Origin of the sequence: Streptomyces sp. NPDC005574, from assembly GCF_040605435.1 — a bacterium.
Taxonomy (GTDB): Bacteria; Actinomycetota; Actinomycetes; order Streptomycetales; family Streptomycetaceae; genus Streptomyces.
The window spans coordinates 25940-49559 of the sequence record NZ_JBEXCW010000015.1; the positions used below are offsets into that span (position 1 = coordinate 25940).

At 72.5% G+C, this 23620-nt stretch carries 26 protein-coding genes, 1 pseudogene and 1 riboswitch; of the genes and pseudogenes, 15 read left to right on the forward strand and 12 right to left on the reverse strand.

Features of this window, described 5'->3' with window-relative positions; all coding sequences use genetic code 11:
* The first annotated feature begins 24 nt into the window (after positions 1-24).
* From ddaH to ABZT03_RS13100, 5 genes are all read left to right on the forward strand, one after another.
* A complete protein-coding gene (ddaH, locus tag ABZT03_RS13080; protein WP_356037703.1) occupies positions 25-846 on the forward strand; it encodes a dimethylargininase in 822 nt (273 codons plus the stop codon).
* Positions 843-2069: an ornithine--oxo-acid transaminase gene (gene rocD / locus ABZT03_RS13085; RefSeq protein ID WP_356037705.1), complete on the forward strand. Its 1227-nt coding sequence runs from the start codon at positions 843-845 to the stop codon at positions 2067-2069. Before ddaH ends, rocD begins: the two co-directional genes overlap by 4 nt.
* 202 nt (positions 2070-2271) lie before the next feature.
* Complete coding sequence (locus ABZT03_RS13090) at positions 2272-3501, forward strand: SpoIIE family protein phosphatase (RefSeq protein ID WP_356037708.1); 1230 nt, start codon at positions 2272-2274, stop codon at positions 3499-3501.
* Between the two features lie 143 nt (positions 3502-3644).
* Positions 3645-4370 (forward strand): lysophospholipid acyltransferase family protein, encoded by a 726-nt coding sequence (locus ABZT03_RS13095; RefSeq protein WP_356037710.1) that lies wholly within the window; start codon positions 3645-3647, stop codon positions 4368-4370.
* 312 nt (positions 4371-4682) lie between these two features.
* Positions 4683-5708: an NAD-dependent epimerase/dehydratase family protein gene (locus ABZT03_RS13100; protein WP_356037713.1), complete on the forward strand. Its 1026-nt coding sequence runs from the start codon at positions 4683-4685 to the stop codon at positions 5706-5708.
* Between the two features lie 88 nt (positions 5709-5796).
* Here the strand turns inward: ABZT03_RS13100 and ABZT03_RS13105 are convergent, their stop codons facing one another.
* From ABZT03_RS13105 to ABZT03_RS13140, 8 genes are all read right to left on the reverse strand, one after another.
* Entirely contained in the window at positions 5797-7398 is a 1602-nt protein-coding gene (locus ABZT03_RS13105; protein WP_356037716.1) for an alpha/beta hydrolase, read from the reverse strand.
* Between the two features lie 130 nt (positions 7399-7528).
* A complete protein-coding gene (locus ABZT03_RS13110) occupies positions 7529-8293 on the reverse strand; it encodes an urease accessory protein UreD (protein ID WP_356037719.1) in 765 nt (254 codons plus the stop codon).
* Complete coding sequence (ureG, locus tag ABZT03_RS13115; RefSeq protein ID WP_356037722.1) at positions 8281-8958, reverse strand: urease accessory protein UreG; 678 nt, start codon at positions 8956-8958, stop codon at positions 8281-8283. Before ureG ends, ABZT03_RS13110 begins: the two co-directional genes overlap by 13 nt.
* Before the next feature lie 159 nt (positions 8959-9117).
* Positions 9118-9792, reverse strand: coding sequence for an urease accessory UreF family protein (locus ABZT03_RS13120; RefSeq protein ID WP_356037724.1), 675 nt, complete (start codon positions 9790-9792; stop codon positions 9118-9120).
* Positions 9792-11513 (reverse strand): urease subunit alpha, encoded by a 1722-nt coding sequence (locus ABZT03_RS13125; protein WP_356037727.1) that lies wholly within the window; start codon positions 11511-11513, stop codon positions 9792-9794. Before ABZT03_RS13125 ends, ABZT03_RS13120 begins: the two co-directional genes overlap by 1 nt.
* Positions 11506-11817, reverse strand: a complete 312-nt coding sequence (locus tag ABZT03_RS13130) for an urease subunit beta (protein ID WP_356037730.1) — start codon at positions 11815-11817, stop codon at positions 11506-11508. The genes ABZT03_RS13125 and ABZT03_RS13130 overlap by 8 nt, the downstream gene beginning before the upstream one ends.
* Positions 11818-11831: 14 nt before the next feature.
* The gene (locus ABZT03_RS13135; RefSeq protein WP_028808600.1) at positions 11832-12134 is read right to left on the reverse strand and encodes an urease subunit gamma; all 303 of its coding nucleotides are present in this window, start codon (positions 12132-12134) and stop codon (positions 11832-11834) included.
* A 282-nt stretch (positions 12135-12416) separates the two neighbouring features.
* The gene (locus ABZT03_RS13140) at positions 12417-12695 is read right to left on the reverse strand and encodes a type II toxin-antitoxin system Phd/YefM family antitoxin (protein ID WP_356037734.1); all 279 of its coding nucleotides are present in this window, start codon (positions 12693-12695) and stop codon (positions 12417-12419) included.
* Positions 12696-12816: 121 nt separating this feature from the next.
* On the opposite strand from ABZT03_RS13140, the gene ABZT03_RS13145 reads away from it, so the two are divergent.
* The 4 genes and pseudogenes from ABZT03_RS13145 (at position 12817) to ABZT03_RS13160 (ending at position 15509) form a co-directional block, all read left to right on the forward strand.
* Positions 12817-13452 (forward strand): ATP-dependent Clp protease proteolytic subunit, encoded by a 636-nt coding sequence (locus ABZT03_RS13145; RefSeq protein ID WP_356037737.1) that lies wholly within the window; start codon positions 12817-12819, stop codon positions 13450-13452.
* A 7-nt stretch (positions 13453-13459) separates the two neighbouring features.
* Positions 13460-13768: a hypothetical protein gene (locus ABZT03_RS13150; RefSeq protein WP_356037740.1), complete on the forward strand. Its 309-nt coding sequence runs from the start codon at positions 13460-13462 to the stop codon at positions 13766-13768.
* A 336-nt stretch (positions 13769-14104) separates the two neighbouring features.
* A riboswitch (cyclic di-AMP (ydaO/yuaA leader) is annotated at positions 14105-14316 on the forward strand.
* A gap of 3 nt (positions 14317-14319) precedes the next feature.
* The gene (locus ABZT03_RS13155; RefSeq protein WP_356037743.1) at positions 14320-14793 is read left to right on the forward strand and encodes a C40 family peptidase; all 474 of its coding nucleotides are present in this window, start codon (positions 14320-14322) and stop codon (positions 14791-14793) included.
* Between the two features lie 66 nt (positions 14794-14859).
* Positions 14860-15509, forward strand: a pseudogene (locus ABZT03_RS13160) (DUF6328 family protein).
* Between the two features lie 15 nt (positions 15510-15524).
* Here ABZT03_RS13160 and ABZT03_RS13165 read toward each other — a convergent pair.
* Positions 15525-15983 (reverse strand): ATP-binding protein, encoded by a 459-nt coding sequence (locus ABZT03_RS13165; RefSeq protein ID WP_356037746.1) that lies wholly within the window; start codon positions 15981-15983, stop codon positions 15525-15527.
* A 214-nt stretch (positions 15984-16197) separates the two neighbouring features.
* On the opposite strand from ABZT03_RS13165, the gene ABZT03_RS13170 reads away from it, so the two are divergent.
* Together ABZT03_RS13170 and ABZT03_RS13175 are read left to right on the forward strand one after the other, a co-directional pair.
* A complete protein-coding gene (locus ABZT03_RS13170) occupies positions 16198-17058 on the forward strand; it encodes a helix-turn-helix transcriptional regulator (RefSeq protein WP_356037749.1) in 861 nt (286 codons plus the stop codon).
* 9 nt (positions 17059-17067) lie between these two features.
* A complete protein-coding gene (locus ABZT03_RS13175; protein WP_356037751.1) occupies positions 17068-17298 on the forward strand; it encodes a DUF397 domain-containing protein in 231 nt (76 codons plus the stop codon).
* A gap of 41 nt (positions 17299-17339) precedes the next feature.
* Here ABZT03_RS13175 and ABZT03_RS13180 read toward each other — a convergent pair whose 3' ends face one another.
* Positions 17340-18467, reverse strand: coding sequence for an 8-amino-7-oxononanoate synthase (locus ABZT03_RS13180; protein WP_356037754.1), 1128 nt, complete (start codon positions 18465-18467; stop codon positions 17340-17342).
* 148 nt (positions 18468-18615) lie between these two features.
* On the opposite strand from ABZT03_RS13180, the gene bioB reads away from it, so the two are divergent.
* The 4 genes from bioB (at position 18616) to ABZT03_RS13200 (ending at position 22875) form a co-directional block, all read left to right on the forward strand.
* On the forward strand, positions 18616-19884 hold the full coding sequence (gene bioB, locus ABZT03_RS13185; protein ID WP_356037756.1) for a biotin synthase BioB: 1269 nt from the start codon (positions 18616-18618) through the stop codon (positions 19882-19884).
* Positions 19877-21157, forward strand: coding sequence for an adenosylmethionine--8-amino-7-oxononanoate transaminase (locus ABZT03_RS13190; RefSeq protein ID WP_356037759.1), 1281 nt, complete (start codon positions 19877-19879; stop codon positions 21155-21157). The genes bioB and ABZT03_RS13190 overlap by 8 nt, the downstream gene beginning before the upstream one ends.
* 50 nt (positions 21158-21207) lie before the next feature.
* Positions 21208-21924, forward strand: coding sequence for a dethiobiotin synthase (gene bioD, locus ABZT03_RS13195; protein ID WP_356037762.1), 717 nt, complete (start codon positions 21208-21210; stop codon positions 21922-21924).
* Positions 21925-22185: 261 nt separating this feature from the next.
* The gene (locus ABZT03_RS13200) at positions 22186-22875 is read left to right on the forward strand and encodes a class I SAM-dependent methyltransferase (protein ID WP_356037764.1); all 690 of its coding nucleotides are present in this window, start codon (positions 22186-22188) and stop codon (positions 22873-22875) included.
* Between the two features lie 22 nt (positions 22876-22897).
* Here the strand turns inward: ABZT03_RS13200 and ABZT03_RS13205 are convergent, their stop codons facing one another.
* Both ABZT03_RS13205 and ABZT03_RS13210 read right to left on the reverse strand, forming a co-directional pair.
* Positions 22898-23272, reverse strand: coding sequence for a fic family toxin-antitoxin system, toxin component (locus tag ABZT03_RS13205; RefSeq protein WP_356037767.1), 375 nt, complete (start codon positions 23270-23272; stop codon positions 22898-22900).
* A 4-nt stretch (positions 23273-23276) separates the two neighbouring features.
* Entirely contained in the window at positions 23277-23528 is a 252-nt protein-coding gene (locus tag ABZT03_RS13210) for a toxin-antitoxin system HicB family antitoxin (protein WP_356037770.1), read from the reverse strand.
* Between the last annotated feature and the right edge of the window lie 92 nt (positions 23529-23620).

Genomic DNA, 23620 nt, shown 5'->3' on the forward strand with positions numbered 1-23620 from the left:
CGCAGGAAGCGGAGGAACCCCTCTGTGACCCACAGCCGTGTGCCGCGCCGACGGCGCTTTCTGGTCTGCGAACCCAGACACTTCGCCGTGCAGTACGCGATCAACCCCTGGATGCATCCCGACACCCGCGTCGACGTCGACCTGGCCCAGGACCAGTGGCAGACGCTGATCCGCGCCTACCGGGCGCACGGCCACGCCGTCGAGACGGTGGAGCCGGTCCCCGGCCTGCCCGACATGGTCTTCGCCGCGAACTCGGCGGTCGTCGTCGGCGGCCGCGTCTTCGGCTCCCTCTTCCACGCGCCCGAGCGCCGTCCCGAGTCCACGCACTACGACACCTGGTTCAGGTCCGCGGGCTACGACGTGCACCGGCCCGAGGCCGTCTGCGAGGGCGAGGGCGACCTGGTCTGGACGGGCCGCTACGTGCTGGCCGGCACCGGATTCCGCACCACCCGCGAGGCGCACCGCGAGGTGCAGGAGTTCTTCGGCCACCCGGTGATCGGCCTGACGCTGGTGGACCCGTACTTCTACCACCTGGACACGGCCCTGTTCGTCCTCGACGACGGGGACGAGAACAACATCGTGTACTACCCGGAGGCGTTCTCCGCGGGCAGCCGGGCGGTGCTCGCGCGGCTGTACCCGGACGCGGTCCTCGCCACCCGTGAGGACGCGATGACGTTCGGCCTGAACTCGGTGTCCGACGGCCGTCACGTCTTCATCGCCCCGCAGGCGGAGGCGCTCGCCGCCCGCCTCGACTCGCACGGCTACGTCCCCGTCCCCGTCGACCTGTCGGAGTTCCGGAAAGCCGGCGGCGGCATCAAGTGCTGCACTCAGGAGATCCGCTCATGACCGCTGCCGTCCGCACGCGTTCGTCCGCCGACCTGATCCGCGCCGAGGAGCCGGTCCTGGCGCACAACTACCACCCGCTGCCGGTGGTCGTCGCCCGCGCCGAGGGCACCTGGGTGGAGGACGTCGAGGGCCGCCGCTACCTCGACATGCTGGCCGGGTACTCGGCCCTCAACTTCGGCCACCGCCACCCCGCGCTGATCGAGGCCGCACACCGGCAGCTCGACCGGCTGACGCTCACCTCACGTGCCTTCCACAACGACCGGCTCGCGGAGTTCGCCGAAGGGCTCGCCGCGCTGACCGGCCAGGACATGGTGCTGCCCATGAACACCGGGGCCGAGGCGGTGGAGAGCGGCATCAAGGTGGCCCGCAAGTGGGCCTACGACGTGAAGGGCGTCCCGGCGGACCGGGCGACGATCGTGGTCGCGGCGGACAACTTCCACGGCCGTACGACGACGATCGTCAGCTTCTCCACGGACGAGACGGCGCGGACCGGCTTCGGCCCCTTCACCCCGGGCTTCCGGATCGTGCCGTACAACGACCTGGCGGCGCTGGAGGCGGCCGTCGACGAGACGACGGCGGCGGTGCTGCTCGAACCCATCCAGGGGGAGGCGGGTGTCGTCATCCCGGACGAGGGCTATCTGGCCGGTGTCCGCGAGCTGACCCGCCGCGCGGGCTGCCTGTTCGTCGCCGACGAGATCCAGTCGGGGCTCGGCCGCACCGGCAGCACGCTGGCCGTCGAGCACGAGTCGGTGGTCCCGGACCTTCTGCTGCTCGGCAAGGCGCTGGGCGGCGGCATCCTGCCGGTGTCCGCGGTGGTGGGCCGGCGCGACGTGCTCGGCGTCCTCGGGCCGGGCGAGCACGGTTCGACGTTCGGCGGCAACCCGCTCGCCGCCGCCGTGGGCACGGCGGTGGTCGACCTGCTGGGGACCGGCGAGTTCCAGCGCCGGGCGGCCGAACTGGGCGTCCTCCTGCGGGACGGGCTCACCGGCCTGGTGGGCAAGGGGGTCGTCGGCTTCCGGGCGCGCGGCCTGTGGGCGGGCGTCGACGTCGACCCGGCCATCGGCACCGGCCGCGAGGTCAGCGCACGGCTGATGCGGGAGGGCGTCCTGGTCAAGGACACCCACGGTTCCACGATCCGCCTCGCACCTCCGCTGACGATCACCGGCGAGGAACTCCAGGGGGCGCTCGGCGCCCTGGAAAGGGTGCTGGCCCAGAGGGGCTGACACCCGCCGCCCACCGGGCGAGGGGGTTGCCGGGCGGCCCGGCGACCCCCTCGCCTCCGCGCTCCCCGCCCGATCAGCGGGCGATCACCGTGCGTGAGGGCGGAACCGCGCGGCCCTGCCGTCTATCACATGATCGACCTATCCCCGCCCTGAACGGGCACTTCGTGGGAAACTGGGGTGATCCCGGTGGTAAGGCGGGGACATGAGAACTTTGGCGATCAACTACGCGGCGGCGTTCCAGGCCCTGCCCGGCATGGTGGCACTGCTCACCCCGGACCTGGTCTACGCGGACGCCAACGAGGAGTTCCTGCGCGTGTCCGGGCGCAGGCGCCTCGACGTGGTCGGCCGCTACCTCTTCGACGTCTTCCCCGACAACCCCGACGACCCCGGGGCGACCGGCATGCGCAACCTGGAGGCCTCGCTGCGCCGGGTGCTGAACACCGGCGAACGCGACACGATGGCCCTGCAGCGGTACGACCTGGAGGACCCGGACCGGCCCGGGGAGTGGGAGACCCGCTACTGGAGCCCGGTCAACGCCCCCGTGCACGGCCCCGGCGGCAAGGTGGTGCTGCTCGTGCACCGGGTCGAGGAGGTCACCGAGCTGATCCGGGCGCGCGGCGGCCCCGGCGGCAACCGGGGCCGGGTGCTGGAGGCCGAGCTGTACACCCGCGCCCGCGAGCTCCAGGAACTCAACGACCGGTTGCGCCGGGCTCACGCCCGTGAGCGTGAGGTCGCTCTCGCCCTCCAGGAGGCGATGCTGCCCGCCCCGCGACAGCTGGGCCATCACCGGGCAGCCGTCCGCTACCGGCCGGCCGTCGGCGCGCTGAACGTCTGCGGGGACTGGTACGACCTGGTCGACCTGGTCGGCGGCCACCGTCTCGGCGTCTCCGTCGGCGACGTCGTCGGGCACGGCCTGTCGGCGGCCGGGGTCATGGGCCAGCTCCGCAGCGCGCTCAGCGCCGCCTCCCGGGTCGCCGAGGGGCCCGCGCAGGCGCTCAACGTCCTGGGGCGGTACGCCAACGTCGTGGACGGCGCGGAGTCGGCCACCGCCGTCACGACCTTCGTCGACTTCGACCGCCACACCGTCACCTACAGCAGCGCCGGGCATCCGCCGCCCGCGCTGGTCCACGCCGACGGCCGGGTGGAGTTCCTCGACCGGGCCACCGACCCGCCGCTCGACGCCCATCCGGACCCCGGGCCCAGACCGCAGGCCGAGACCACGTTCACCAGCGGCGCGACGCTCGTGCTGTACACCGACGGTCTGATCGAGCGGCGGGACGAGGACATCGACACCGGCCTGGCGCGCCTGGCCCGCTCCCTGTCCCGTCACCGAGTGGCGGACCCCGAGACGCTCGCGGACACCGTCCTGCTCGAACTGCTGCCGCCGGGCGGCGCCACGGACGACACCGCGCTGATCGTCGTACGCCTGTGACGCGGTGCCGGGGGATTGAGCCAAGAGGTGTCCGGGCCGGTTCCAAGTGCCCGGACGTGCACCTACACTGACACCCCTGACACGTCGGTTGACCTGCTGGAACACGGCGGTTGAGGCGATCCGCCGGAGTGAGGAGCGACCCGTTGTTCTACTACGTCCTCAAATACGTCTTGTTGGGGCCCCTGTTGAGACTGGTCTTCCGGCCACGCATCGAAGGCCTCGACAACGTACCTCCGGAGGGCGCGGCCATCATCGCTGGCAACCACCTGTCGTTCTCCGACCACTTCCTGATGCCGGCGGTCCTCAAGCGGCGCATCACGTTCCTGGCGAAGGCCGAGTACTTCACGGGGCCCGGCGTCAAGGGCCGGCTGACGGCGGCGTTCTTCCGCAGCGCCGGGCAGATCCCGGTCGACCGCTCCGGCAAGGAGGCGGGCCAGGCGGCGATCCGCGAGGGGCTCGGTGTGCTGGCCAAGGACGAGTTGCTCGGCATCTATCCCGAGGGGACGCGCTCGCACGACGGACGCCTCTACAAGGGCAAGGTCGGTGTCGCGGTCATGGCGCTGCGGGCCGGGGTCCCGGTCGTGCCCTGCGCGATGATCGGCACGTTCGAGGCGCAGCCGCCGGGCAAGGTCGTCCCCACCCTCCATCCCGTCGTGATCCGCTTCGGCAGGGCCCTCGACTTCTCCCGGTACGCCGGCATGGAGAACGAGAAGGCCGTCCTGCGGGCGATCACCGACGAGATCATGTACGAGATCCTGTCGCTGTCCGGGCAGGAGTACGTCGACCAGTACGCGGCGGTCGTGAAGGCCGAGGAGGCGGCGGCCCGCTCGGCCAGGGAACGCCGCTTCCCGCGCATGCCGCTCGGCTGAGGGCTGTCCCGTAGTCCGCGGTGGGTCGGCGCGCGGCGTCAGATGCGGTGCATCGCAAGGCGGAGGGTCGTCCTCGTACTGGGCGTATCAGGGCGATCCGACAACGCGGCGTGCGGGTACCCCCGGCCGAAGGCTGGGGGAGTGCCGTAGCCGGCGTCGTGCGCCCGCCGGGGATTACGGGACAGCCCTGCGGAGCTCTCGCTCGGATCAGGCCGGGCTCGCGGGCCCCGGCCCGACCGCGCACCGGTTCCCGCCTCTGCCGTCGGCAGAAGACCGTGGCACGACCGGCGTCGGGAGCCGTACCGTCCCCGCATGGGACGAGCAGTGGTGATCGGGGCGACGGGACAGATCGGGCGGGTGGCCGTGGGCGCACTGGCCCGCGACGGCTGGGAGGTGACGGCCGTCTCGCGGGGCGGCGGCCGGGACGAGGACTGGCCCGAGGACGTGCGGACCGCGCGGGCCGATCGCTCCGAGGAGGGCGCGCTCGCCGCCGTGGTCGGCGACGGCTGCGACGTCCTGGTGGACATGGTCGCCTACGGGCGCGCCGACGCACGGCAGTTGACCTCGCTCGCCGGCCGCGTCGGTTCGGCCGTGGTGATCTCCAGCGTGTCGGTCTACGAGGACGACAGGGGCCGCACCTTCGACACCCAGGAGGAGCCGGACGGCTTCCCCCAGTACCCGGTGCCGATCACCGAGGAGCAGCGCACCATCGCCCCGGGAGAGGCGTCCTACAGCACCCGTAAGGCGGACCTGGAGCGTGAACTCCTTCTCGTGGGCGACCGGTTGCCCACCACACTGCTGCGCGCGGGCGCGATCCACGGACCGCACTGCCTGACCCCGCGCGAGCTGTACTTCGTCAAACGCAACGTGGACGGACGGCGGCGGCGCGTGCTCGCGTTCGGCGGCCGGAGCCGGTTCCATCCGGCAAGTGTCCACAACATCGCCGAGTTGATCCGGCTGGCCGCGGCGAAGCCGGGCACCCGGGCTCTGAACGCCGTGGACCCGGACGCGCCGACGGTCGCCGGGATCGCCGCCGCGATCGACGAGGTGATGGGCGTCGAGGCGGAGACCGTCCTGGTGGAGGGGCCCCCGCCGGCGCCCACCGTGGGCGACACGCCCTGGTCGGCACCGGCGCCGGTGATCTGCGACATGACGCTGGCGGAACGGGAGTTGGGCTACCGGGCGGTGGCCGGCTACGCCGAGACACTGCCCGGCACCGTCGCCTCGATCGGGGAACGGCTGTCCGGACGGGACTGGCGGGAGGCATACCCGAAGCTGTTCCGGACCTACGGCGACCTGTTCGACTACGCGGCGGAGGACGCCTGGCTCGCGCGCTGAGCGGCCCCGGAGACGGAGAGCGGACAAGGGGAAGGCGAGAAGGGGCGGCCGGTGGCCCGGCCGCCCCTCGTCCGCGCGCGGGGGCCGGTTACGGCTTCGGCGTGGCGTGCGGTGCGCAGGTGACGTCGGCGCGGTCCAGCTTGCCGGTGAGCAGGTAGGTGTCCACCCGCTCGTTGACGCACGGGTTGACCAGGCCGGTCACCCCGTGGGAACCGGCGTTCGCCTCGGTGATCAGACGGGAGCCCTTGAAGCGCTTGTGCAGGCTGACGGCACCGGCGTACGGCGTCGCGGCGTCACGCTGCGACTGCACGATCAGGACCGGCGGCAGGCCCTTGCCGGTCTTCACCTCGACCGGGGTGTGCTGCTTGACGGGCCAGGTGGCGCAGGGGAGGTTCATCCAGGCGTTGGCCCAGGTCATGAACGGGTAGTCCTTGTCGAGCCGGGTGTTGTCCCGGTTCCAGGTGCGCCAGCTGGTGGGCCACTTGGCGTCGGTGCACTCGACGGCCGTGTAGACGGCGTTGCCGTTCTCCGCGGTGATGTTGCCCGCGGTGTCCGACAGGTCGGGGGCCGCCGCGTCGACCATCGCCTGCGTGTCGCCGGCGACGTACTGGCTGAACACCGTGGCGACCGGCACCCAGGACGAGTCGTAGTACGGGGCGCTCTGGAAGAAGGAGATCAGTTCGGCCGGGCCGACGACCCCGCCGAGCGGGTTCTTCTTCGCGGTGGCGCGCAGGTCCAGCCACTTGGCCTGGACGGCGGCGCGGGTGGTGCCGAGGTGGAAGGTGGCGTCGTTGGCGGCGACCCAGTCCTCCCAGTCCTTCCAGCGGCCCTCGAAGGCGATGTCCTGCTCCAGGTTGGCCTGGTACCAGATGTTCTCGCGCGACGGGTCGACGACGCTGTCCACGATCATCCGGCGGATGTGGCCCGGGAACAGCGTGCCGTAGACGGCGCCGAGGTAGGTGCCGTAGGAGACGCCGAGGTAGTTGAGCTTCTTCTCACCGAGCCCGGCCCGGATCACGTCCAGGTCGCGCGCGGTGTTCGGCGTGGTCATCTGCGGCAGCATCGCGCCGCTGCGCTCGTAGCAGCCGTCCGCGTACTCACGGGCGAGCTTGCGCTGGGCGGTCTTGTCGGCCTCGGTGTCGGGCACCGGGTCCGCCTTGGGCGCCTTGACGAACTCCTGCGGGTCGATGCAGGAGATGGGCGCGGAGTGGCCGACGCCACGCGGGTCGAAGCCCACGAAGTCGTACGCCTTGGCGGTGTTGGTCCACAGGGGGTTCTTCGTGGTCACCCGGCGCGGGAAGCGCAGTCCGGAGCCGCCGGGCCCGCCGGGGTTGTAGACGAGCGCGCCCTGGCGCTCCTTCTTCGTCCCGGTGTTGGCTATGTGGTCGACGGCCAGCTTGATCTGCTTGCCGTTCGGCTTGGCGTAGTCGAGCGGCACGGTGACCCAGCCGCACTGGATCGGCTTCTCCAGGCCCCAGTCGGCCGGGCAGTCCTGCCAGTCGATCCCGGCCTTCGCGGCCCGTTCCGCGGCGATCACGGCGCCGCGGGCCTCACGGTCGTGCCCCGGCCGGCTGCCCGCGGCCGCGCTGGCGGAGGGCGCCGCGACGGCGCCGGCTATCAGCGTGGCGGTGACGAACGCTCCGGCCGAACCGAGCGCCAGCACCCGGCTCTTAGGTCTGCTGCCCCTCAAGTGGGACCTCCCCGTACGTAGTTGCGATTGGTACGGGGATCCTCCCGGCTGTGAGGTCCCTGAGAACAGGGTTTGTTGACCTTCTTTGCCAATCCGATAAACGGATAGGTTCGTTCGCTCGGCGAACCGGTCAGAAGGAGTCCGCCGCCCCCTCCAGGAGCCGGCGCAGCAACAGGGCGTCCGGCGCCACCGCGGTCACCAGTGCGGCGGGTCCGGCCAGCGGAACGACCGCGGCCCCCTCCCCCAGGATCCGCGCCGTCACCGGCTCGGCCGCGAACTCGGGCCGCACGACGACAAGTTGTCCCACGGCGCGGTGTCCCGCCAGCACGGCGGGGCCGTCCCAGCCGCCCGGCGCCCCGGGGCCGCAGGCCAGTTCCTGGTCGAGGACGGTCCGCCCCGCGATCCGCAGGCGCAGCCGGGAGGACAGCCGCCCGCTCTCCTCGCCCGCCCGGCCCAGCACCTGCTCCTCGCGCAGCACGAGCCGCGCGGTGGCGGCGAGGTCGACGTGCGTGGTGACGTACAGGTCACTGCCCCGAACGGAGATCAACTGCTCGGGCAGCCAGTGGAGTTCGCCCCCGTCGGCCACGGTGAGCCGCACGTCGTAGTGGGCCTCCCCCTTGGACTGTCCCGGCAGGGCGATGGTGGCGGCGGCCGAGCCGACCCGCAGCCGGGCGCCCTCCTCCACGCCGGCCTCGACCCTGAAGTGGTCCCCGCCGAGCGGCCCGCTCATCGCGCCGACCACCACGACCCTCGCCTCGGCGCCGCTTCCCCGGGTCCGGCGCAGCGCGAGCGGCCCCTCGCCCTCCAGGACCGGCAGGGACGTACCCCCTCTGCCGTCGTCCCGCGCGACGATCCGCGCGGTGGCCCGCACCCCGCTCACGTTCACGCCGTCCACGCGGCGAGCTGCGCCCGCACCCAGTCGGCGACGTCCTTCACCCCGGCCTCGGTCCGCAACGACTGGAAGACCACGGGGAGTTCGGCCCGCTGGGCCTTGGCGTCGGCGGCCATCCGTCCGAGGTCGGAGCCGACGTACGGCGCGAGGTCGGTCTTGTTGACGACGAGCAGGTCGGCCGTGGTGACGCCGGGGCCGCCCTTGCGCGGGATGTCGTCGCCGCCGGCCACGTCGATCACGAAGATCTGCGCGTCGACCAGGCCCCGGGAGAAGGTCGCGGTCAGGTTGTCCCCGCCGGACTCGACGAGGATCAGGTCCAGCGGCCCGGCCTCGTCCTCCAGGTCCTCGACCGCTTCGAGGTTGGCGGAGATGTCGTCGCGGATCGCGGTGTGCGGGCAGGCCCCCGTCTCCACGGCGGTGATCCGCTCGGGCGGCAGCACGGCCTCGCGAAGCAGGAACTCGGCGTCCTCACGGGTGTAGATGTCGTTGGTGACGACCGCGAGCGACAACTCCTCCCGCAGGGCCCGGCACAGCGCGGCGACGGTGGCCGTCTTCCCGGACCCGACGGGCCCCCCGAGCCCGATCCGCAACGCCCGCCGCAAGCCGTCGGGCCGCCGGGCGTCGGCCCCGACCGCGGAAACACCGCCATGAGAGTGGTCAAGATGCATACGAACGACTCCATCTGTCTGTTGAGCCCGTCCGGCGACCGGACCGGGCATTTCAGCCCGTCCGGCGTTTGAGGACGAGGCCGTCCAGGCCGAACGGAGGTCCGGGGGCGGAGCCCCCGGGGGTGGGGAACGGAAACGGGCAGCGGGGGCGACCACCCCCTACGACGCGAACAGCCGTACCGGCCACGCCGCATGCACCTCGGCCGAGATCTCCAGCACCGGCGCCGACCTCGCCGGCAACGCGTCGACACCCCCGTCGACCACCAGCCGCGCCGCCTCCACCGCCTCGTCCGCGACCCGGTCCAGCTCCGGCGCCAGCCGCGCCAGCACCCCCGTCGCGTCGAAGGGATCGAGGCTGAGCAACCGCACCGCCGCACCAGCGGGCCCGCTGACACACTCGTACACCGCGCAGTACGCCGCATCGGACGCACCGAGCCCCGCCGCCCGCGCCGTGACCCCGAGCACCACCGGCTGATGGGCGCCCTTCGGGAACTCCCTGGCCAGAGCGTCGAGTTCGGCCGACGGCCAGGTCGCGCGCGCGGCCCGCATCAGCTGCCGCCCGAGTCGTCGCCCGGCGACCCGCAGCGCGGGCGACGGGGTGCGCGCGTCGGCGGCCGAGTCCAGGGCCGAGGGGTCCACGCCGAGCGCGCCCGCCGCGGCCAGCGAGGCCGCGACCAGCCCGGCCGTGTGCAGACGCCCCCGGCAGAAGGATTCGAGACTCGCGGCCCCGGTCACCCGCCCCGCCCTCACGGCCGCCTCCACTCCGCCGGAGTGCGCGTGTCCTCCGGCGGGGAACCGGCCGTCCGCCAGGACCAGCAGCGCCGCCCTGGACATCAGAAGAGGAAGTAACGCTGGGCCAGGGGCAGTTCGGCGGCCGGCGTCGCCTCGACGAGCTCTCCGTCGATGTGCACGGCGAAGCTGTCGGGATCGACGCGCACCACGGGCCGCGCGTCGTTCTCCCGCATGTCGGCCTTGGTGACCCCGCGCGTCGAGTCGATCGCCACGAACCGCTTGCCGAGCTGGAGCCGTTCCGGCAGCCCGTCCTCGATGGCCAGCGGGGCCACGAAGTTGACCGAGTTGGACGCCGGCGCCCGCCCGATCGCCCCGTACATCGGACGCGGCAGGATCGGCTGCGGGGTGGGGATCGAGGCGTTCGCGTCGCCCATCTGCGCGTACGCGATCTGCCCGCCCTTGATCACGAGGAGCGGCTTGACCCCGAAGAACGCGGGCTCCCACAGCACCAGGTCGGCGAGCTTCCCGGTCTCGACGGACCCGACCTGCCCGGCGACCCCCTGCGCGAGCGCGGGGTTGATCGTGTACTTGGCGACATAGCGGCGTACGCGGTGGTTGTCCGCGCGTCCGTCGCCGGGCAGCGCGCCCCTGCGCCGCTTCATCACGTGGGCCGTCTGCCAGGTCCGCATGATCACCTCGCCGACGCGGCCCATCGCCTGGGCGTCGGAGGAGATGATCGAGATCGCGCCCAGGTCGTGGAGGATGTCCTCCGCGCCGATCGTCGACGGCCTGATCCGGGACTCGGCGAAGGCGAGGTCCTCGGGGACGGCCGGATTGAGGTGGTGGCACACCATCAGCATGTCGAGGTGTTCCTCGGCGGTGTTGACGGTGAAGGGCCGGGTCGGGTTGGTCGAGCTGGGCAGGACGTGCGGCTCGGACACCACGGTCATGATGTCCGGCGCGTGCCCGCCACCCGCGCCCTCGGTGTGGTAGGCGTGGATGCCGCGCCCGGCGATCGCGGCGAGCGTGTCGCCGACGAACCCGGCCTCGTTGAGGGTGTCCGTGTGGATGGCGACCTGGATGCCGGTCCGGTCGGCGACGGTCAGCGAGGCGTCGATGACCGCCGGGGTCGAGCCCCAGTCCTCGTGCAGCTTGAGGCCGAGGGCGCCGCCGCGGATCTGCGAGAGCATCGCGTCCTCGGAGACGGTGTTGCCCTTGCCGAGCAGTCCGAAGTTGAGCGGGTACTGCTCCATCGCCTCCAGCATCCGGGCCAGGTGCCAGGGCCCGGGCGTCACGGTGGTCGCCTTCGAGCCCTCCGCGGGTCCGGTGCCGCCGCCGATCAGGGTGGTGATCCCGGAGGCGAGCGCCTCGTCGGCGATCTGCGGGCAGATGAAGTGGACGTGCGCGTCGATGGCGCCGGCCGTCAGGATCCGCCCGTTGCCGGCGATGATCTCGGTCTCGGGGCCGATCACCAGGTCGGGGTGGACGCCGTCCATGGTGTCGGGGTTGCCGGCCTTGCCGATGCCGGTGATCCGGCCGTCGCGGATGCCGACGTCGGCCTTGACGATCCCCCAGTGGTCGATGATCACCACACCGGTGACGACGGTGTCCGGGGTGCCCTCGGCGCGGGTGGCGCGCGACTGGCCCATGGACTCCCGGATGACCTTGCCGCCCCCGAAGACGGCCTCGTCACCGGCGAGTCCTGGTCCGCCGGAGCGGTCCTCCTCGATCTCGACGAGCAGGTCGGTGTCGGCGAGCCCGATGCGGTCACCGGTCGTCGGGCCGAACAGGTCGGCGTAGGCGGCGCGTGAGATCTCAGGCATCGAGGGGACCTCCGGTCTCCCCGCGCAGGCCGGGCACGATCCGGGCACCGGCGAGCGGGACGAGTTCGACGTCGGCGGGGATGCCCGGCTCGAAGCGCACGGCGGTCCCCGCGGCGATGTTCAGCCGCTTGCCGCGGGCGGCCGCGCGGTCGAAGTCAAGACCGGGGTTGGCCTCGGCGAAGTGGTAGTGGGAGCCGACCTGGACGGGCCGGTCGGCGGCGTTGAGGACGGTCAGCCGGGTGACCTCACGGCCCTCGTTGTAGATGATCGGATCGTCCGAGAACAGGATCTCTCCGGGAATCATGGCGGTCGCTCCCGTCAGACGATCGGGTCGTGGACGGTGACGAGCTTGGTGCCGTCCGGGAAGGTCGCCTCGACCTGCACGTCGTGGATCATCTCGGGGATGCCCTCCATGACGTCGTCCCGGGTGAGCAGCTTGCGCCCGGAGGACATGAGCTCGGCGACCGTACGGCCGTCCCGCGCGCCCTCGAGGATGTGCGACGTGATCAGCGCGACGGCCTCGGGGTGGTTCAGCCTGAGGCCGCGGGCCCGGCGCTTCTCGGCCACGTCGGCCGCCACGTGGATGAGCAGCCTCTCTTGCTCGTGCGGGGTCAGTTGCACGTCCCACCTCACAGTCCTCGCTCCGGACCGTGCGGGGTCCGGCTGCCGCCGCCGCCAGGGCAAAGTGCCTGGTGGTGGATCGGCAGGCTAGTTGGACCGGGTTTCAGGCGCGTTAACCGAACGGGGGCGTGTCCGGCGCCGGGTCGCGGGTCCGCCATGCTCGTGAACGCCCGGGCACCGCCCCGGGGTCGCTGGTGGGCCGAACGTGGACCGGACCGTATACGGCCGACGTGCGGGGCCGCTGGACCCGGGGGATGCGCGCCCGCCCCCCTGTGCCGCCGGCTACGGCGCGCCCGGCCCCCGGTGCTCCGCCGTGATCCCGAAGCGGTGCCGCTCGTGGGGAGCGGGCCTGACCTCGCGGACGCCGGAGACCGCGCTCGCCACCTGCTCCCGCGGGGCGTCCCCGAGCGCTTCGAGCCGCTCCAGGTCGGCGGCCGAGACGAGGGCGACGAGGGGCTTGCCGTGCCGGGTCACGACGACCCGCTCACCGCCGTAGACCACGCGGTTGATCAGGTCGGCGAGCTCAGCCCTGGCTTGCGTCACCGGAATCTCGTAGGCCATGGGCCCATCTTAACGTGACGTACGTCCTGTACATTTTTTACCGAGGCACCACGGAGAGACACCACGCAGACACCGGAGACGACCCCGCCCGCAAGGGCCGGGCCGCGAGGAGGGGTTCGCGATGACCCGACCGTCCGCCCGTCACGTCCCACCCGGGTTCCCCGGACCCGCGGAGCCGGGGAACGGAGCGTGGGAGCGGTCCGCGAGGCTGCTGGAGGAGCGGATCGTCCTCCTCGGGACGCGGCTCGACGACGCCTCGGCGAACGACGTCGCGGCCCGGCTCACCCACCTGGCCCACCGGGACCCGGACCGGGACATCTCGCTGTACATCAACTCCCCGGGCGGCTCGTTCACCGCCATGACGGCCGTCCACGACACGATGCGGTTCGTCGGCTGCGACGTGGAGACGGTGTGCCCGGGTCGGGCCGGTCCGTCCGCCGCGGTGCTGCTCGCCGCGGGGACGCCGGGCAGGCGGCTCGCGCTGCCGGGCGCTCGCGTGGTGCTCCGGCAGCCCGCGCCGCCGGGACCGCTGGAGGGGCGGGCCGACGATGTCGTCGCGCGAGCACGTGAGTTGACCCGCGCCCGGACCCGGACGCGGGAGCTGCCCGTACGGCACACGGGCCGCCGTCCGGAGCAGGTGCGCGGGGACATCGAGCGGGAGACGGTCCTGGACGCGCGCCAGGCTCTGGAGTACGGCCTGGTGGACCGGGTCGTCGCCGGCCACGGGGCCACCTCCACCGAACCCGGCGACCGGTGAGCCGTCGATGCCGCCACCGGAACCTCCGCCGCTGCCCGCCCTGACCCGCGCCGAGGGTGAGTTGATCGACCGTTATCTCGACGTCGTCGACCTGCTGGGCCGGATCAACCCCGCGCACCCCGGGGACACCTACCGCGGGCTGCGCGCCGCCCAGGCCCTGGTCGCCAAGGCGGCCCTGCTGAGGGACGCCCTGGAGCTGATGCACCGGCGCGGCGAGACCGAACTGCACGCCGCCACCCTGGCCCGCGCGCTGCGCGTGCTGGACGGTGAGCGCCGCACGGCACGCGTCACACTGCCCGCCGAGTCCGGCAGTTGACGCACCGTCGCCGCGCCCGGTGTTCCGGCGCGGCGGCGACCGTCCGGGACGACGCCCAAACGCACCAAAAGGGGTACCGCCGATTGGAGTAGACGCGCGTCCTGTTCTGGGCCCACCTGAGTTGCGCAACGCGCGTGGGCTCAGGGCGGAATCGGACATTCCATCGCTGGTCCGGGGGTGCGCGACCCCTTCAACGCCCTTTCGAACAAGGGGGTGTCCACCCGAACGGGTGAGTGGTGAGTAACAACACAAACCCCCGATTCCATTGGGATTTTCGGACATCTGTCAGCCAAGATCCGTGTCTGACGACAAGACCCCGCCGCAGCGGCGGGGCGATCCGGGCGGACGCCGAGTCCTGCCGCCGCCCGGATGACCGGTCGACAGAAGTGGTTCGGCAGGAGTGGAGGACCCAAGCACGACGGGTCGCCGGAACGGTCACGCCATGACCGGGTCGAGCAGCCCTTGGGGTGAAGCCGCAACCGCGGCCGGGCAACTTCGCCAGCCCGAATCCGACAGGTCATCCTTCACAGGCGGCTGACGAAGGGTTGCGCATGACTGCGCTCAATCGTGTCCCGTCGCTCATGGTCCGGGCCGGTACGGCTTCGGCTCTGACCATCGCCGCGGTCGGCGGCTCCGTCGTGATCCCGGGTGTCGCCTCCGACGCCGCGGCCGCCACCCTGGCGACGAAGGCACTGCACGTCGCGGCTTCCAAGAAGGGTGCCCCGTACAAGTACGGCGCCACCGGGCCGGGCAGGTTCGACTGCTCCGGGCTCACGCTGTACTCGTTCAAGAAGGCGGGCAAGAAGCTGCCCCGCACCGCGGCCCAGCAGTACAACAAGACGCACCACATCTCCTCCCGCAGCCGCAAGGCCGGAGACCTGGTGTTCTTCCACTCGGGATCAAGCGTCTACCACGTGGGGATCTACGCCGGCAAGGGCAAGATATGGCACGCCCCGAAGACCGGTGACGTGGTGCGGCTGCAGAAGATCTGGACGAAGAGCGTCTGGTACGGCCGGGTCAGCTGACTCTCCCGGGGAGGCGGCGGTCGCCTGACACGCCGCCGTCTCCCCGGGGTCCCACCCGGGCCCGGCATGGTTGCCCTCGCGCGCGCTGGTTACCCGTACGCCCATGCCCGACACAGTCCCTGCACCGCACGCAACGAGACGCCGCTGGAGCGCGCCGACCGCAACTTCAGCGAGCTGCTCCAGGAGCTGCGCGTCACGCAGACCGGTGTGCAGATCCTGTTCGCGTTCCTGCTGACGCTGGCCTTCACCCCGCGTTTCCCGTCCCTGGACACTTCCAGCGGGCCGCGTACGTCGCCACGCTCCTGCTGTCGGTCCTCGCGGCCGCGCTGTTCACGGCGCCCGCCGCCCTGCACCGCTCCCTCTTCCAGCAGCGCGCGAAGCCGCGCATCGTGCAGGTCTCCTCCCGGCTCGCCGCGGTCGGCATGGGGGTCCTGGTGCTCGCCTTCACCGGTTCCGTGCTGCTGGTGGTCGACGTGACGGCGAACCGGGTCCTCGGCGCGGCCGCCGGCGGGGGGACGATGCTGGTGTGCCTCGGGCTGTGGGGGCTGCTCCCCCGGATGGTGCGGCGGGCGGGCCTCGCCGAGGAGCGGGCCGCGTCCCGGAAGCCGGCCGGCCCCCGCAGGCCGCCCGCACCCCGCGGGCCGAGCGCGCCCGAGCGGCTCGCAGCACCCCGGGCGAGCGTGGTGCGCCGCGAGCCGTCCATGCGGCGCCTGTAGGGACCGCGATGGGCGCTACGGCTCCTGCTGCCCCGCCGCCGTCACCGGCGCGACCGGGACCGTCCACGGCAGCTCGATGTAGACCGTCTTGCCGCCCTCGCGGGTGGGCCGCACTCTCAGCTTGCCGCCGAACTCCGCGGTCAGCCAGCGGATGATCACCATGCCCCGGCCGTTGTCCTGCTGGACGGCGGCGGGCAGTCGTTTGGGGAACCGTGGATGGCTGTCGGTGACACCGATGCGCAGGCGTTCGTCTCGGTCGAGCGCGAGGTCCACCGTGAAGGTGGGTGACTGCCCGAAGGTGTGCTGTACGGCGTTGGTGGCGAGTTCCGAGACGATGAGCCGGATCGTGTCGGCGGCCTCCGCGTCCGCCGGCAGCCCCCACTCCGTCAGGGTGCTCGCCACGTAGGCCCGGGCCGCGGAAACCGAGGCGGGATCGCTCGGCAGAGTGACGGATGCTTCCAGATGGTCTGCCATGGCGACGTCGTCCCTTTCCCACAGGACCGCAGCCGGACACGGAGCGGATGGTTCGAGTACGGTCCCGGACTGGTGCTTCGTTCGTCAGAGTGCCATCACCGTGCCGGTCCCGGATGGCGATCCACCAAGATGTGCATATATCTGTCGCTCGATGCGGTGAACTCTCCGACGGAAGACCGTATGCGGGTTGCCCGGAAGGAGTAAGGAGTTGCGCATGCAGCACGGTCCCGCGGTACGCCGCCGAAAGCTCGGCGCCGAACTGCGTGCGTTACGCACCGGTGCGGCGCTCACCAGTGGTGAGGCGGCCCGTCTGGTGGGCTGGCACCAGTCGAAGGTGAGCCGGATCGAAACCGGCGCCAGCGGGGTGAAACCGGCCGACGTGCGGTTACTTCTGGACGCCTACGGTGTGACCGATTCCCAACTGCGCGAGTTGCTGGTGGTGTTGGCGGGCTCGGACGAAAGCGGTGGGCGTCACCACTGGTGGCACGCGTACCGCGGGATACTGCCGGCGACCTACCGGGACTTCATCAGCCTGGAGTCGCAGGCGAGCGCGATGCGCACCCTGGAGACCTCGGTGATTCCCGGGCTGCTGCAGACCCCCGAGTACGCCCGGGCGGTCACCCGGGCCGCGGTGGACGGACTGGACGAGGAACGGCTGCACGCCCTGGTGGAGGTGCGGCTGGCCAGGCAGGACGTGCTGCGGGCGGACCCGCCGCTGGAGTTGAGCGCCGTCCTGGACGAGGCGGTCCTGCGGCGCGAGGTGGGCGGCCCGGGGGTGATGACACGGCAGCTGGAACGGCTGGTCGAGTCGGCGCGGCTGCCCCAAGTGCACGTGCAGGTGCTGCCGTTCGCGGCCGGGGCGCACATCGGAGTCACCGGGCCTTTCGTTATCTTCTCGTTTTCGCGCACTTCTGATCTGGATGTGGTGGTTCTCGACCACTTGACGAGTAGCCTCTACCTCGAACGGAAAGAAGACCTAGAGGCCTACACCGAGGCCTTCAACGCCCTTCGGATGTACGCGCTTTCACCCGAGGACTCGTTGGACTACATCGCCCGGATAGGTGGCGGCGCGTAAGGAGGCACCATGTCAGCTCTGCCTCGGAACGTACCTTCCAGCACCGCTCTGCACACAGTGCGCTGGCTGCGCAGCAGCTACAGCACGGGAGCGAACAACTGCGTCGAGACGGCGCGACCGACGACCGGCCCAGGCGCCGGACTGCTCGCCGTACGCGACTCCAAGGACCCGGCCGGACCCGCGCTGCTCTTCTCCCCCGAGAGCTGGACGGACTTCACCGCCGGTGTCCGCCTTTTCTGACCGCCCTCATCTCGCGCGGCACGCGGCCGTGTCACGCCGACTCATGGTCGCGTCTCGCCGATCACCCGTACAGCGCTTTCGATCTGCGCCCCGGAGAGGTCCCCGCGGGCGGTGAGCCTGAGCCGTGAGACGCCGTCGGGCACGGAAGGAGGACGGAAGCACCCCACGGCCAGCCCGGCCGCACGGCAGTCGGCCGCCCAGCGCACGGCCCCCTCCGGGGACGGCGCCCGCACGGAGACGACCGCCGCGTCCGGACGTACCGCGTCCAGACCGGCGGCCGTCAGGCGTGCGTGCAGTTCGCCGGCCACCGCCCGCGCCCGCGCCGCCCGTTCGGGCTCGCGGCGCAGCAGTTCCAGGGCGGCCAGGGCGGCGCCCGCCGCCGCGGGCGCGAGGCCAGTGTCGAAGATGAACGTGCGGGCCACGTTGACCAGGTGGTCGATCACCCGGGCGGGGCCGAGCACAGCGCCGCCCTGACTTCCGAGCGACTTCGACAGCGTGACCGTCACGACGACGTCCTCGGCCCCCACGAGCCCGGCCGCGTGCGGCGCGCCCCGGCCGCCGTCGCCGATCACGCCGAGGCCGTGGGCGTCGTCGACCACCAGTCCGGCCCCGTACTCCCGGCACACCGCGGCGAGCGCGGACAGCGGGGCGGCGTCGCCGTCGACCGAGAAGACCGTGTCGGACACGGCGACGGAAGGACCCTCGTGCGTGTGGAGGGCCTTGCCCACGGCCTCCGGGTCGGCGTGCCCGACGACCTGGGTCGTGCCCCGGGCCAGCCGGCAGCCGTCGATCAGGGAGGCGTGGTTGCCCGCGTCGGACACGACCAGCGAACCGTGCGGGGCGAGCGCGGTGACAGCGGCGATGTTGGCCGCGTAGCCGGAGGAGAGGACGAGCGCCGCCTCGAAGCCGCAGAAGTCCGCCAGCTCGCGTTCCAGCCGGGTGTGCAGTTCGGTCGTGCCGGTGACGAGCCGGGAGCCGGTCGCGCCGGCGCCCCACGTCCGCGCGGCCCGGGCCGCGCCCTCGGTGACCTCGGGGTGGCGGGACAGGCCCAGGTAGTCGTTGCTCGCCAGGTCGAGCAGCGGCGAGTCGGCGGGGCGGGGGCGCAGGGTCCGGACGAGCCCGGCGTCGCGGCGCGCTCGCGCCTGCTCGTCGATCCAGCCGAACGCCATGGCTCCTCCGGGGAATTTGTAGGCAGTGAACAGACCCTAGCGGCACGTTTTGCGGCCCACCGTGTGGCAATACCCACACGGCCGTGGGGCGCTGTTTGTCCGAAGCCTCCTTGGCCGCGGGCGGTCTCGTAGGACAGGATCGGCTCTCATGGACCTGCTGAACACGCTGGTGGACAAGGGGCTTCGGCGCGAGGTGCCGACCCGCGAGGAGGCTCTTGCCGTCCTCGCCACTTCCGACGACGATCTGCTCGATGTGGTGGCCGCGGCCGGGAAGGTGCGCCGCCACTGGTTCGGCCGACGGGTGAAGCTCAACTACCTCGTCAACCTGAAGTCCGGGCTGTGTCCCGAGGACTGCTCCTACTGCTCGCAGCGGCTCGGCTCGACGGCGGGCATCCTGAAGTACACCTGGCTGAAGCCCGACGAGGCGTCCAGGGCCGCCGCTGCCGGCCTCGCGGGCGGCGCCAAGCGGGTGTGCCTGGTGGCCAGCGGTCGCGGCCCGACGGACCGGGACGTGGACCGCGTCTCGGACACCATCAAGGCGATCAAGGACGGCAACGAGGGCGTCGAGGTGTGCGCCTGCCTGGGCCTGCTCTCCGACGGACAGGCCGACCGGCTGCGCGAGGCCGGCGCGGACGCCTACAACCACAACCTCAACACGTCCGAGGCGACGTACGGGGACATCACGACCACGCACACCTACGCCGACCGCGTGGACACCGTGCGGAAGGCGCACGCGGCGGGTCTGTCGGCCTGCTCGGGCCTGATCGCCGGCATGGGCGAGAGCGACGAGGACCTGGTCGACGTGGTCTTCTCGCTGCGCGAGCTGGACCCCGACTCGGTGCCGGTCAACTTCCTGATCCCGTTCGAGGGCACCCCGCTGGCCAAGGAGTGGAACCTCACCCCCCAGCGCTGCCTGCGCATCCTGGCGATGGTCCGGTTCGTCTGCCCGGACGTCGAGGTCCGGATCGCGGGCGGCCGCGAGGTGCACCTGCGCACCATGCAGCCGCTCGCGCTGAACCTGGCCAACTCGATCTTCCTCGGCGACTACCTCACCAGTGAGGGCCAGGCCGGGAAGGCCGACCTGGAGATGATCGCGGACGCCGGGTTCGAGGTGGAGGGCACCGACCAGGTGACCCTGCCGCAGCACCGGTCCGAGGCCGGCGCCTCAAGCGGGTGCGGCTCGCACGAGGGCGCCGGATGCGGCTCCCACGGCGACGGCGCCTGCGGGTCCCATGAGGGCCCCACCTGCGGGTCGCAAGCGGGCGGCGGTGTCTGCGGTTCCGGTGCCGCCGCCGAGGCGGGTGCCGGTGTGGCCGCCGAGGCCGGTGCGGTGGCCGCGCAGGCCGGCGAGGCGCGTACCGACCTCGTCGCCGTCCGCCGCAGGGGTGCCGGGACGGACCTCGCGCCCAATGCCTGACCTGAGCCTGCCCGAACTGCTGGACCTCGACCGGCGGCACGTCTGGCACCCGTACGGGCCCATGCCCGGCCGCCAGGAACCGCTGGTCGTGGAGTCGGCGAGCGGGGTACGGCTCACCCTCGCCGACGGCTCCGGCGAACTGGTCGACGGCATGTCGTCCTGGTGGTCGGCGATCCACGGCTACAACCACCCGGTGCTCAACGAGGCGGCGCGGGCACAGCTGGGGCGCATGAGCCACGTGATGTTCGGCGGGCTCACCCACGAGCCCGCCGTACGGCTGGCGAAGCTCCTTGTCGACATGTCGCCCGACGGCCTGGAGCACGTCTTCCTCGCCGACTCCGGATCGGTGTCGGTCGAGGTCGCCGTCAAGATGTGTCTGCAGTACTGGCGCTCGCTGGGCCGCCCCGCCAAGCAGCGGCTGCTGACCTGGCGCGGCGGCTACCACGGCGACACCTGGCAGCCGATGTCAGTGTGCGACCCCGAGGGCGGGATGCACGAGCTGTGGACGGGAGTGCTCCCGCGCCAGGTGTTCGTGGACGCGCCGCACGCCGACTACGACGAGTCGTACGCGGAGCGGCTGCGTGCGGCGGTCGCGGCGCACGCGGACGAACTGGCCGCGGTGATCGTCGAGCCGGTGGTGCAGGGGGCCGGCGGGATGCGGTTCCACTCCCCCGCCTACCTGCGGGTCCTGCGCGAGGCGTGCGACGCGCACGGCGTGCTGCTGGTGTTCGACGAGATCGCCACCGGTTTCGGCCGTACCGGCGCGTTGTTCGCCGCGGACCACGCGGCGGTCACGCCGGACGTGATGTGCGTGGGCAAGGCGATGACCGGCGGCTACCTGACGATGGCGGCGACGCTGTGCACGTCGGAGGTGGCCGACGGGATCTCGCGCGGCGAGGTCCCGGTGCTCGCCCACGGGCCGACCTTCATGGCCAACCCGCTGGCGGCCTCGGTGGCCTGCGCCTCGATCGAGCTGCTGCTCGGGCAGGACTGGCGGCTGGAGGTCAAGCGGATCGAGGCAGGGCTGCGGGACGGACTGGCGCCGGCCGCGGACCTGCCGGGCGTGCGGGACGTACGGGTCCTCGGCGCGATCGGCGTGGTCCAGCTGGACCACGAGGTGGACATGGCCGCCGCCACCCGCGCCGCCGTACGCGAGGGCGTGTGGCTACGGCCGTTCCGCGACCTCGTCTACACCATGCCGCCGTACGTGACGGACGACGCCGACCTGGCCCGGATCGCCCGCGCGGTGTGCGCCGCCGCGCGCGAGGGCTGAGGGCGGCCGGTGAGCGGCAGGCGCGCAGTGAGCGACTCGGAAGGGATGTCATGCCGGTACTGGTGATCACGGGCACGGGCACGGAGGTCGGCAAGACGGTCGCGACCGCCGCCGTCGCCGCGGCGGCCCGCGCGGCCGGCCGGTCGGTGGCCGTGCTGAAGGCCGCGCAGACGGGAGTACGGCCGGACGAGCCCGGGGACGCCGCCGAGGTCGTGCGGCTCGCCGGGGACGTGACGGCGGCCGAGGTGGCCCGCTATCCCGAGCCGTTGGCCCCCGCCACGGCGGCCCGCCGGGCGGGGCGCGAGCCGGTGCGTCCGCACGAGGTCGCCGAGGCCGCGGCGAAGCTCTCCGCCGCGCACGACCTGGTGCTGGTGGAGGGGGCGGGCGGACTGCTCGTCCGGTTCGACGCGGAGGGCGGCACGCTCGCGGACGCGGCCGGACTGCTGGAGGCACCCATGCTGCTCGTGGCGTCCGCGGGCCTGGGCACGCTCAACACCACGGAACTGACGGCACGCGAACTCCGGACGCGCGGGCTGGGCCTGCTCGGGATCGTGATCGGCAGCTGGCCCGACACACCGGACCTGGCCTCCCGCTGCAACCTCGCGGATCTGCCGGACGTGGCCGGGGCACCCCTTCTCGGCGCCCTGCCCGCGGGAGCGGGAACACTCACCCCCGCCGCGTTCCGCGCCGACGCCCCGTGCTGGCTGGCGCCACGGCTGGACGGGACCTGGGACGCTGAGGCGTTCCGGGCGCGGGAAGGCGCGTAGTGGGCGCTTCTCGGACGAGTGGGACGGTGGGCGGGCACGGGAGTGCGGGACCCGGCGCGGAGTCCGGCCACGCGCCACAGGTCGGCTGACCTGCCCTTCTCGGGCCGAGGGTGCTGCGGGCCGATGTCCCGCCGTCCTGCTGCCGGGCTCTCTGGCGGTCCGGGCGACCGCCGGCGGGCCGGCCGGTGAGCCGGTGACGGGGGTGCGCGGGTGCCCGGCGGGGAACACTCGCCGTAAGGCCCGTCCCGCGAGGAGGTCCCCATGGCGCTGAGGTCAGGCGGTTCCGGCAGGGTGGCGCGGGATGCCGTGCACCATCCCCTGTTCGCCCGGTACTACGCCCGGCTCAGCCTCGCCGCGGAGACGCGGCTCGGTATGGCCGGGGTGCGCGAGCGGCTGCTGACCGGGCTGTCGGGGCGGGTGATCGAGATCGGCGCGGGCAACGGTCTGAACTTCGCGCACTATCCGGGCCCGGTCGCGGAGGTGGTGGCGATCGAACCGGAGCGCCGGCTGCGGCGTGCGGCGGTGGAGGCCGCGCTGCGCGCGGAGGTGCCCGTCGACGTCGTGCCGGGCGCGGCGGAGGCGCTGCCGGTCAAGAGCGAGGCCTTCGACGCGGCGGTCGTCTCACTGGTGCTGTGCAGTGTGCGGGACGTGCCGCGCGCCCTCGGCGAGGTACGGCGGGTGCTGCGGCCCGGCGGGGTCGTCCGGTTCTTCGAGCACGGCCAAGGCGGCGGCCCGGTCATGCGTGCCGCCCAGCGCACGCTGGACCGGACCGTGTGGCCTCCCCTGGCCGGCGGCTGCCACCTGGCCCGCGACCCGGTCGCGGCGCTGCGCGACGCCGGGTTCGAACTGGGCCCCTACCGGAGCTTCCTGCTGCCGGACAGGGGCCCGGCGCTGCCCACGTCCTTCTGCGTGCTGGGCAGCGCGTGGCGTCCCGGCCACGGGGAGCGGTGAACTGCACACCGGGCGCCGCAGCTCACAGGCTCCACTGCCGCAGTTCCCGCGCGATGTCGTCGACCGAGGCGTCCCCGCTCCTGACCAGGCGGGCCAGGTCGCGGACCTGCTCGGGCGAGGTGACGACCTTGAGGCCGCTGGCGACCAGGTAGGCGTAGGCGACGGCGGACGCGAACAGCGCGTTGGAGCGCTCCAGCGCGGGCACGTGGATGAGGAGTTGCAGCAGGGCGGCGGCGCGCGCGTGCGGGCTGTCGTAGACGGGGACGTCGAATATCTCGGCCCGGTGGCGTGCGACGGCCGCGACCAGCGCGCCCCAGTCGGTGACCTGGGGGTCTCCGGGTGTCTTGTGTTCGGCGAGCATCAGCAGCCAGGCGAGGTCGATCCTGAGATTGCCCAAGGTCTCAGCGACGGCCTTCCCGGGTGGCCTCGGCGCCCGGAGCCCGGTCGGCGCCGAACTCGTCGGTGAAGACGGACTCGTACTGCTTCATGAAGTCGGCGGCGGCCTCCACGAAGGTGTGGCCGACCTCTCCGGTGTCCTGTCTGACCAGCTCCTCGATGTAGCGGTTGACGCTCATCCCGCGGGCCAGCGCGCGTTCGCGGGCGGCCCGCGCGGTGCCCTCGTCCACGCGCACGTTCAGCTGGGTCTTCGCCATACCCGTGACGCTAGCGCCGAACTGCTAGCGCGGGCAAGTGGTCCACCCAGGGGTGGAGGTTGCCCCTTACACCGGTATCAGGGACCCGACCT

What these genes read in the sequence shown, in the direction of transcription:
- rocD (WP_356037705.1), top strand. Translation starts at nt 843, where the DNA reads ATGACCGCTGCCGTCCGCACGCGTTCGTCCGCCGACCTGATCCGCGCC.
- ABZT03_RS13090 (WP_356037708.1), top strand. Translation starts at nt 2,272, where the DNA reads ATGAGAACTTTGGCGATCAACTACGCGGCGGCGTTCCAGGCCCTGCCC.
- ABZT03_RS13100 (WP_356037713.1), top strand. Translation starts at nt 4,683, where the DNA reads ATGGGACGAGCAGTGGTGATCGGGGCGACGGGACAGATCGGGCGGGTG.
- ureG (WP_356037722.1), bottom strand. Translation starts at nt 8,958, where the DNA reads ATGCATCTTGACCACTCTCATGGCGGTGTTTCCGCGGTCGGGGCCGAC.
- ABZT03_RS13120 (WP_356037724.1), bottom strand. Translation starts at nt 9,792, where the DNA reads ATGTCCAGGGCGGCGCTGCTGGTCCTGGCGGACGGCCGGTTCCCCGCC.
- ABZT03_RS13125 (WP_356037727.1), bottom strand. Translation starts at nt 11,513, where the DNA reads ATGCCTGAGATCTCACGCGCCGCCTACGCCGACCTGTTCGGCCCGACG.
- ABZT03_RS13130 (WP_356037730.1), bottom strand. Translation starts at nt 11,817, where the DNA reads ATGATTCCCGGAGAGATCCTGTTCTCGGACGATCCGATCATCTACAAC.
- ABZT03_RS13140 (WP_356037734.1), bottom strand. Translation starts at nt 12,695, where the DNA reads ATGGCCTACGAGATTCCGGTGACGCAAGCCAGGGCTGAGCTCGCCGAC.
- ABZT03_RS13145 (WP_356037737.1), top strand. Translation starts at nt 12,817, where the DNA reads ATGACCCGACCGTCCGCCCGTCACGTCCCACCCGGGTTCCCCGGACCC.
- ABZT03_RS13150 (WP_356037740.1), top strand. Translation starts at nt 13,460, where the DNA reads ATGCCGCCACCGGAACCTCCGCCGCTGCCCGCCCTGACCCGCGCCGAG.
- ABZT03_RS13155 (WP_356037743.1), top strand. Translation starts at nt 14,320, where the DNA reads ATGACTGCGCTCAATCGTGTCCCGTCGCTCATGGTCCGGGCCGGTACG.
- ABZT03_RS13165 (WP_356037746.1), bottom strand. Translation starts at nt 15,983, where the DNA reads ATGGCAGACCATCTGGAAGCATCCGTCACTCTGCCGAGCGATCCCGCC.
- ABZT03_RS13170 (WP_356037749.1), top strand. Translation starts at nt 16,198, where the DNA reads ATGCAGCACGGTCCCGCGGTACGCCGCCGAAAGCTCGGCGCCGAACTG.
- ABZT03_RS13175 (WP_356037751.1), top strand. Translation starts at nt 17,068, where the DNA reads ATGTCAGCTCTGCCTCGGAACGTACCTTCCAGCACCGCTCTGCACACA.
- ABZT03_RS13180 (WP_356037754.1), bottom strand. Translation starts at nt 18,467, where the DNA reads ATGGCGTTCGGCTGGATCGACGAGCAGGCGCGAGCGCGCCGCGACGCC.
- bioB (WP_356037756.1), top strand. Translation starts at nt 18,616, where the DNA reads ATGGACCTGCTGAACACGCTGGTGGACAAGGGGCTTCGGCGCGAGGTG.
- ABZT03_RS13190 (WP_356037759.1), top strand. Translation starts at nt 19,877, where the DNA reads ATGCCTGACCTGAGCCTGCCCGAACTGCTGGACCTCGACCGGCGGCAC.
- bioD (WP_356037762.1), top strand. Translation starts at nt 21,208, where the DNA reads ATGCCGGTACTGGTGATCACGGGCACGGGCACGGAGGTCGGCAAGACG.
- ABZT03_RS13200 (WP_356037764.1), top strand. Translation starts at nt 22,186, where the DNA reads ATGGCGCTGAGGTCAGGCGGTTCCGGCAGGGTGGCGCGGGATGCCGTG.
- ABZT03_RS13210 (WP_356037770.1), bottom strand. Translation starts at nt 23,528, where the DNA reads ATGGCGAAGACCCAGCTGAACGTGCGCGTGGACGAGGGCACCGCGCGG.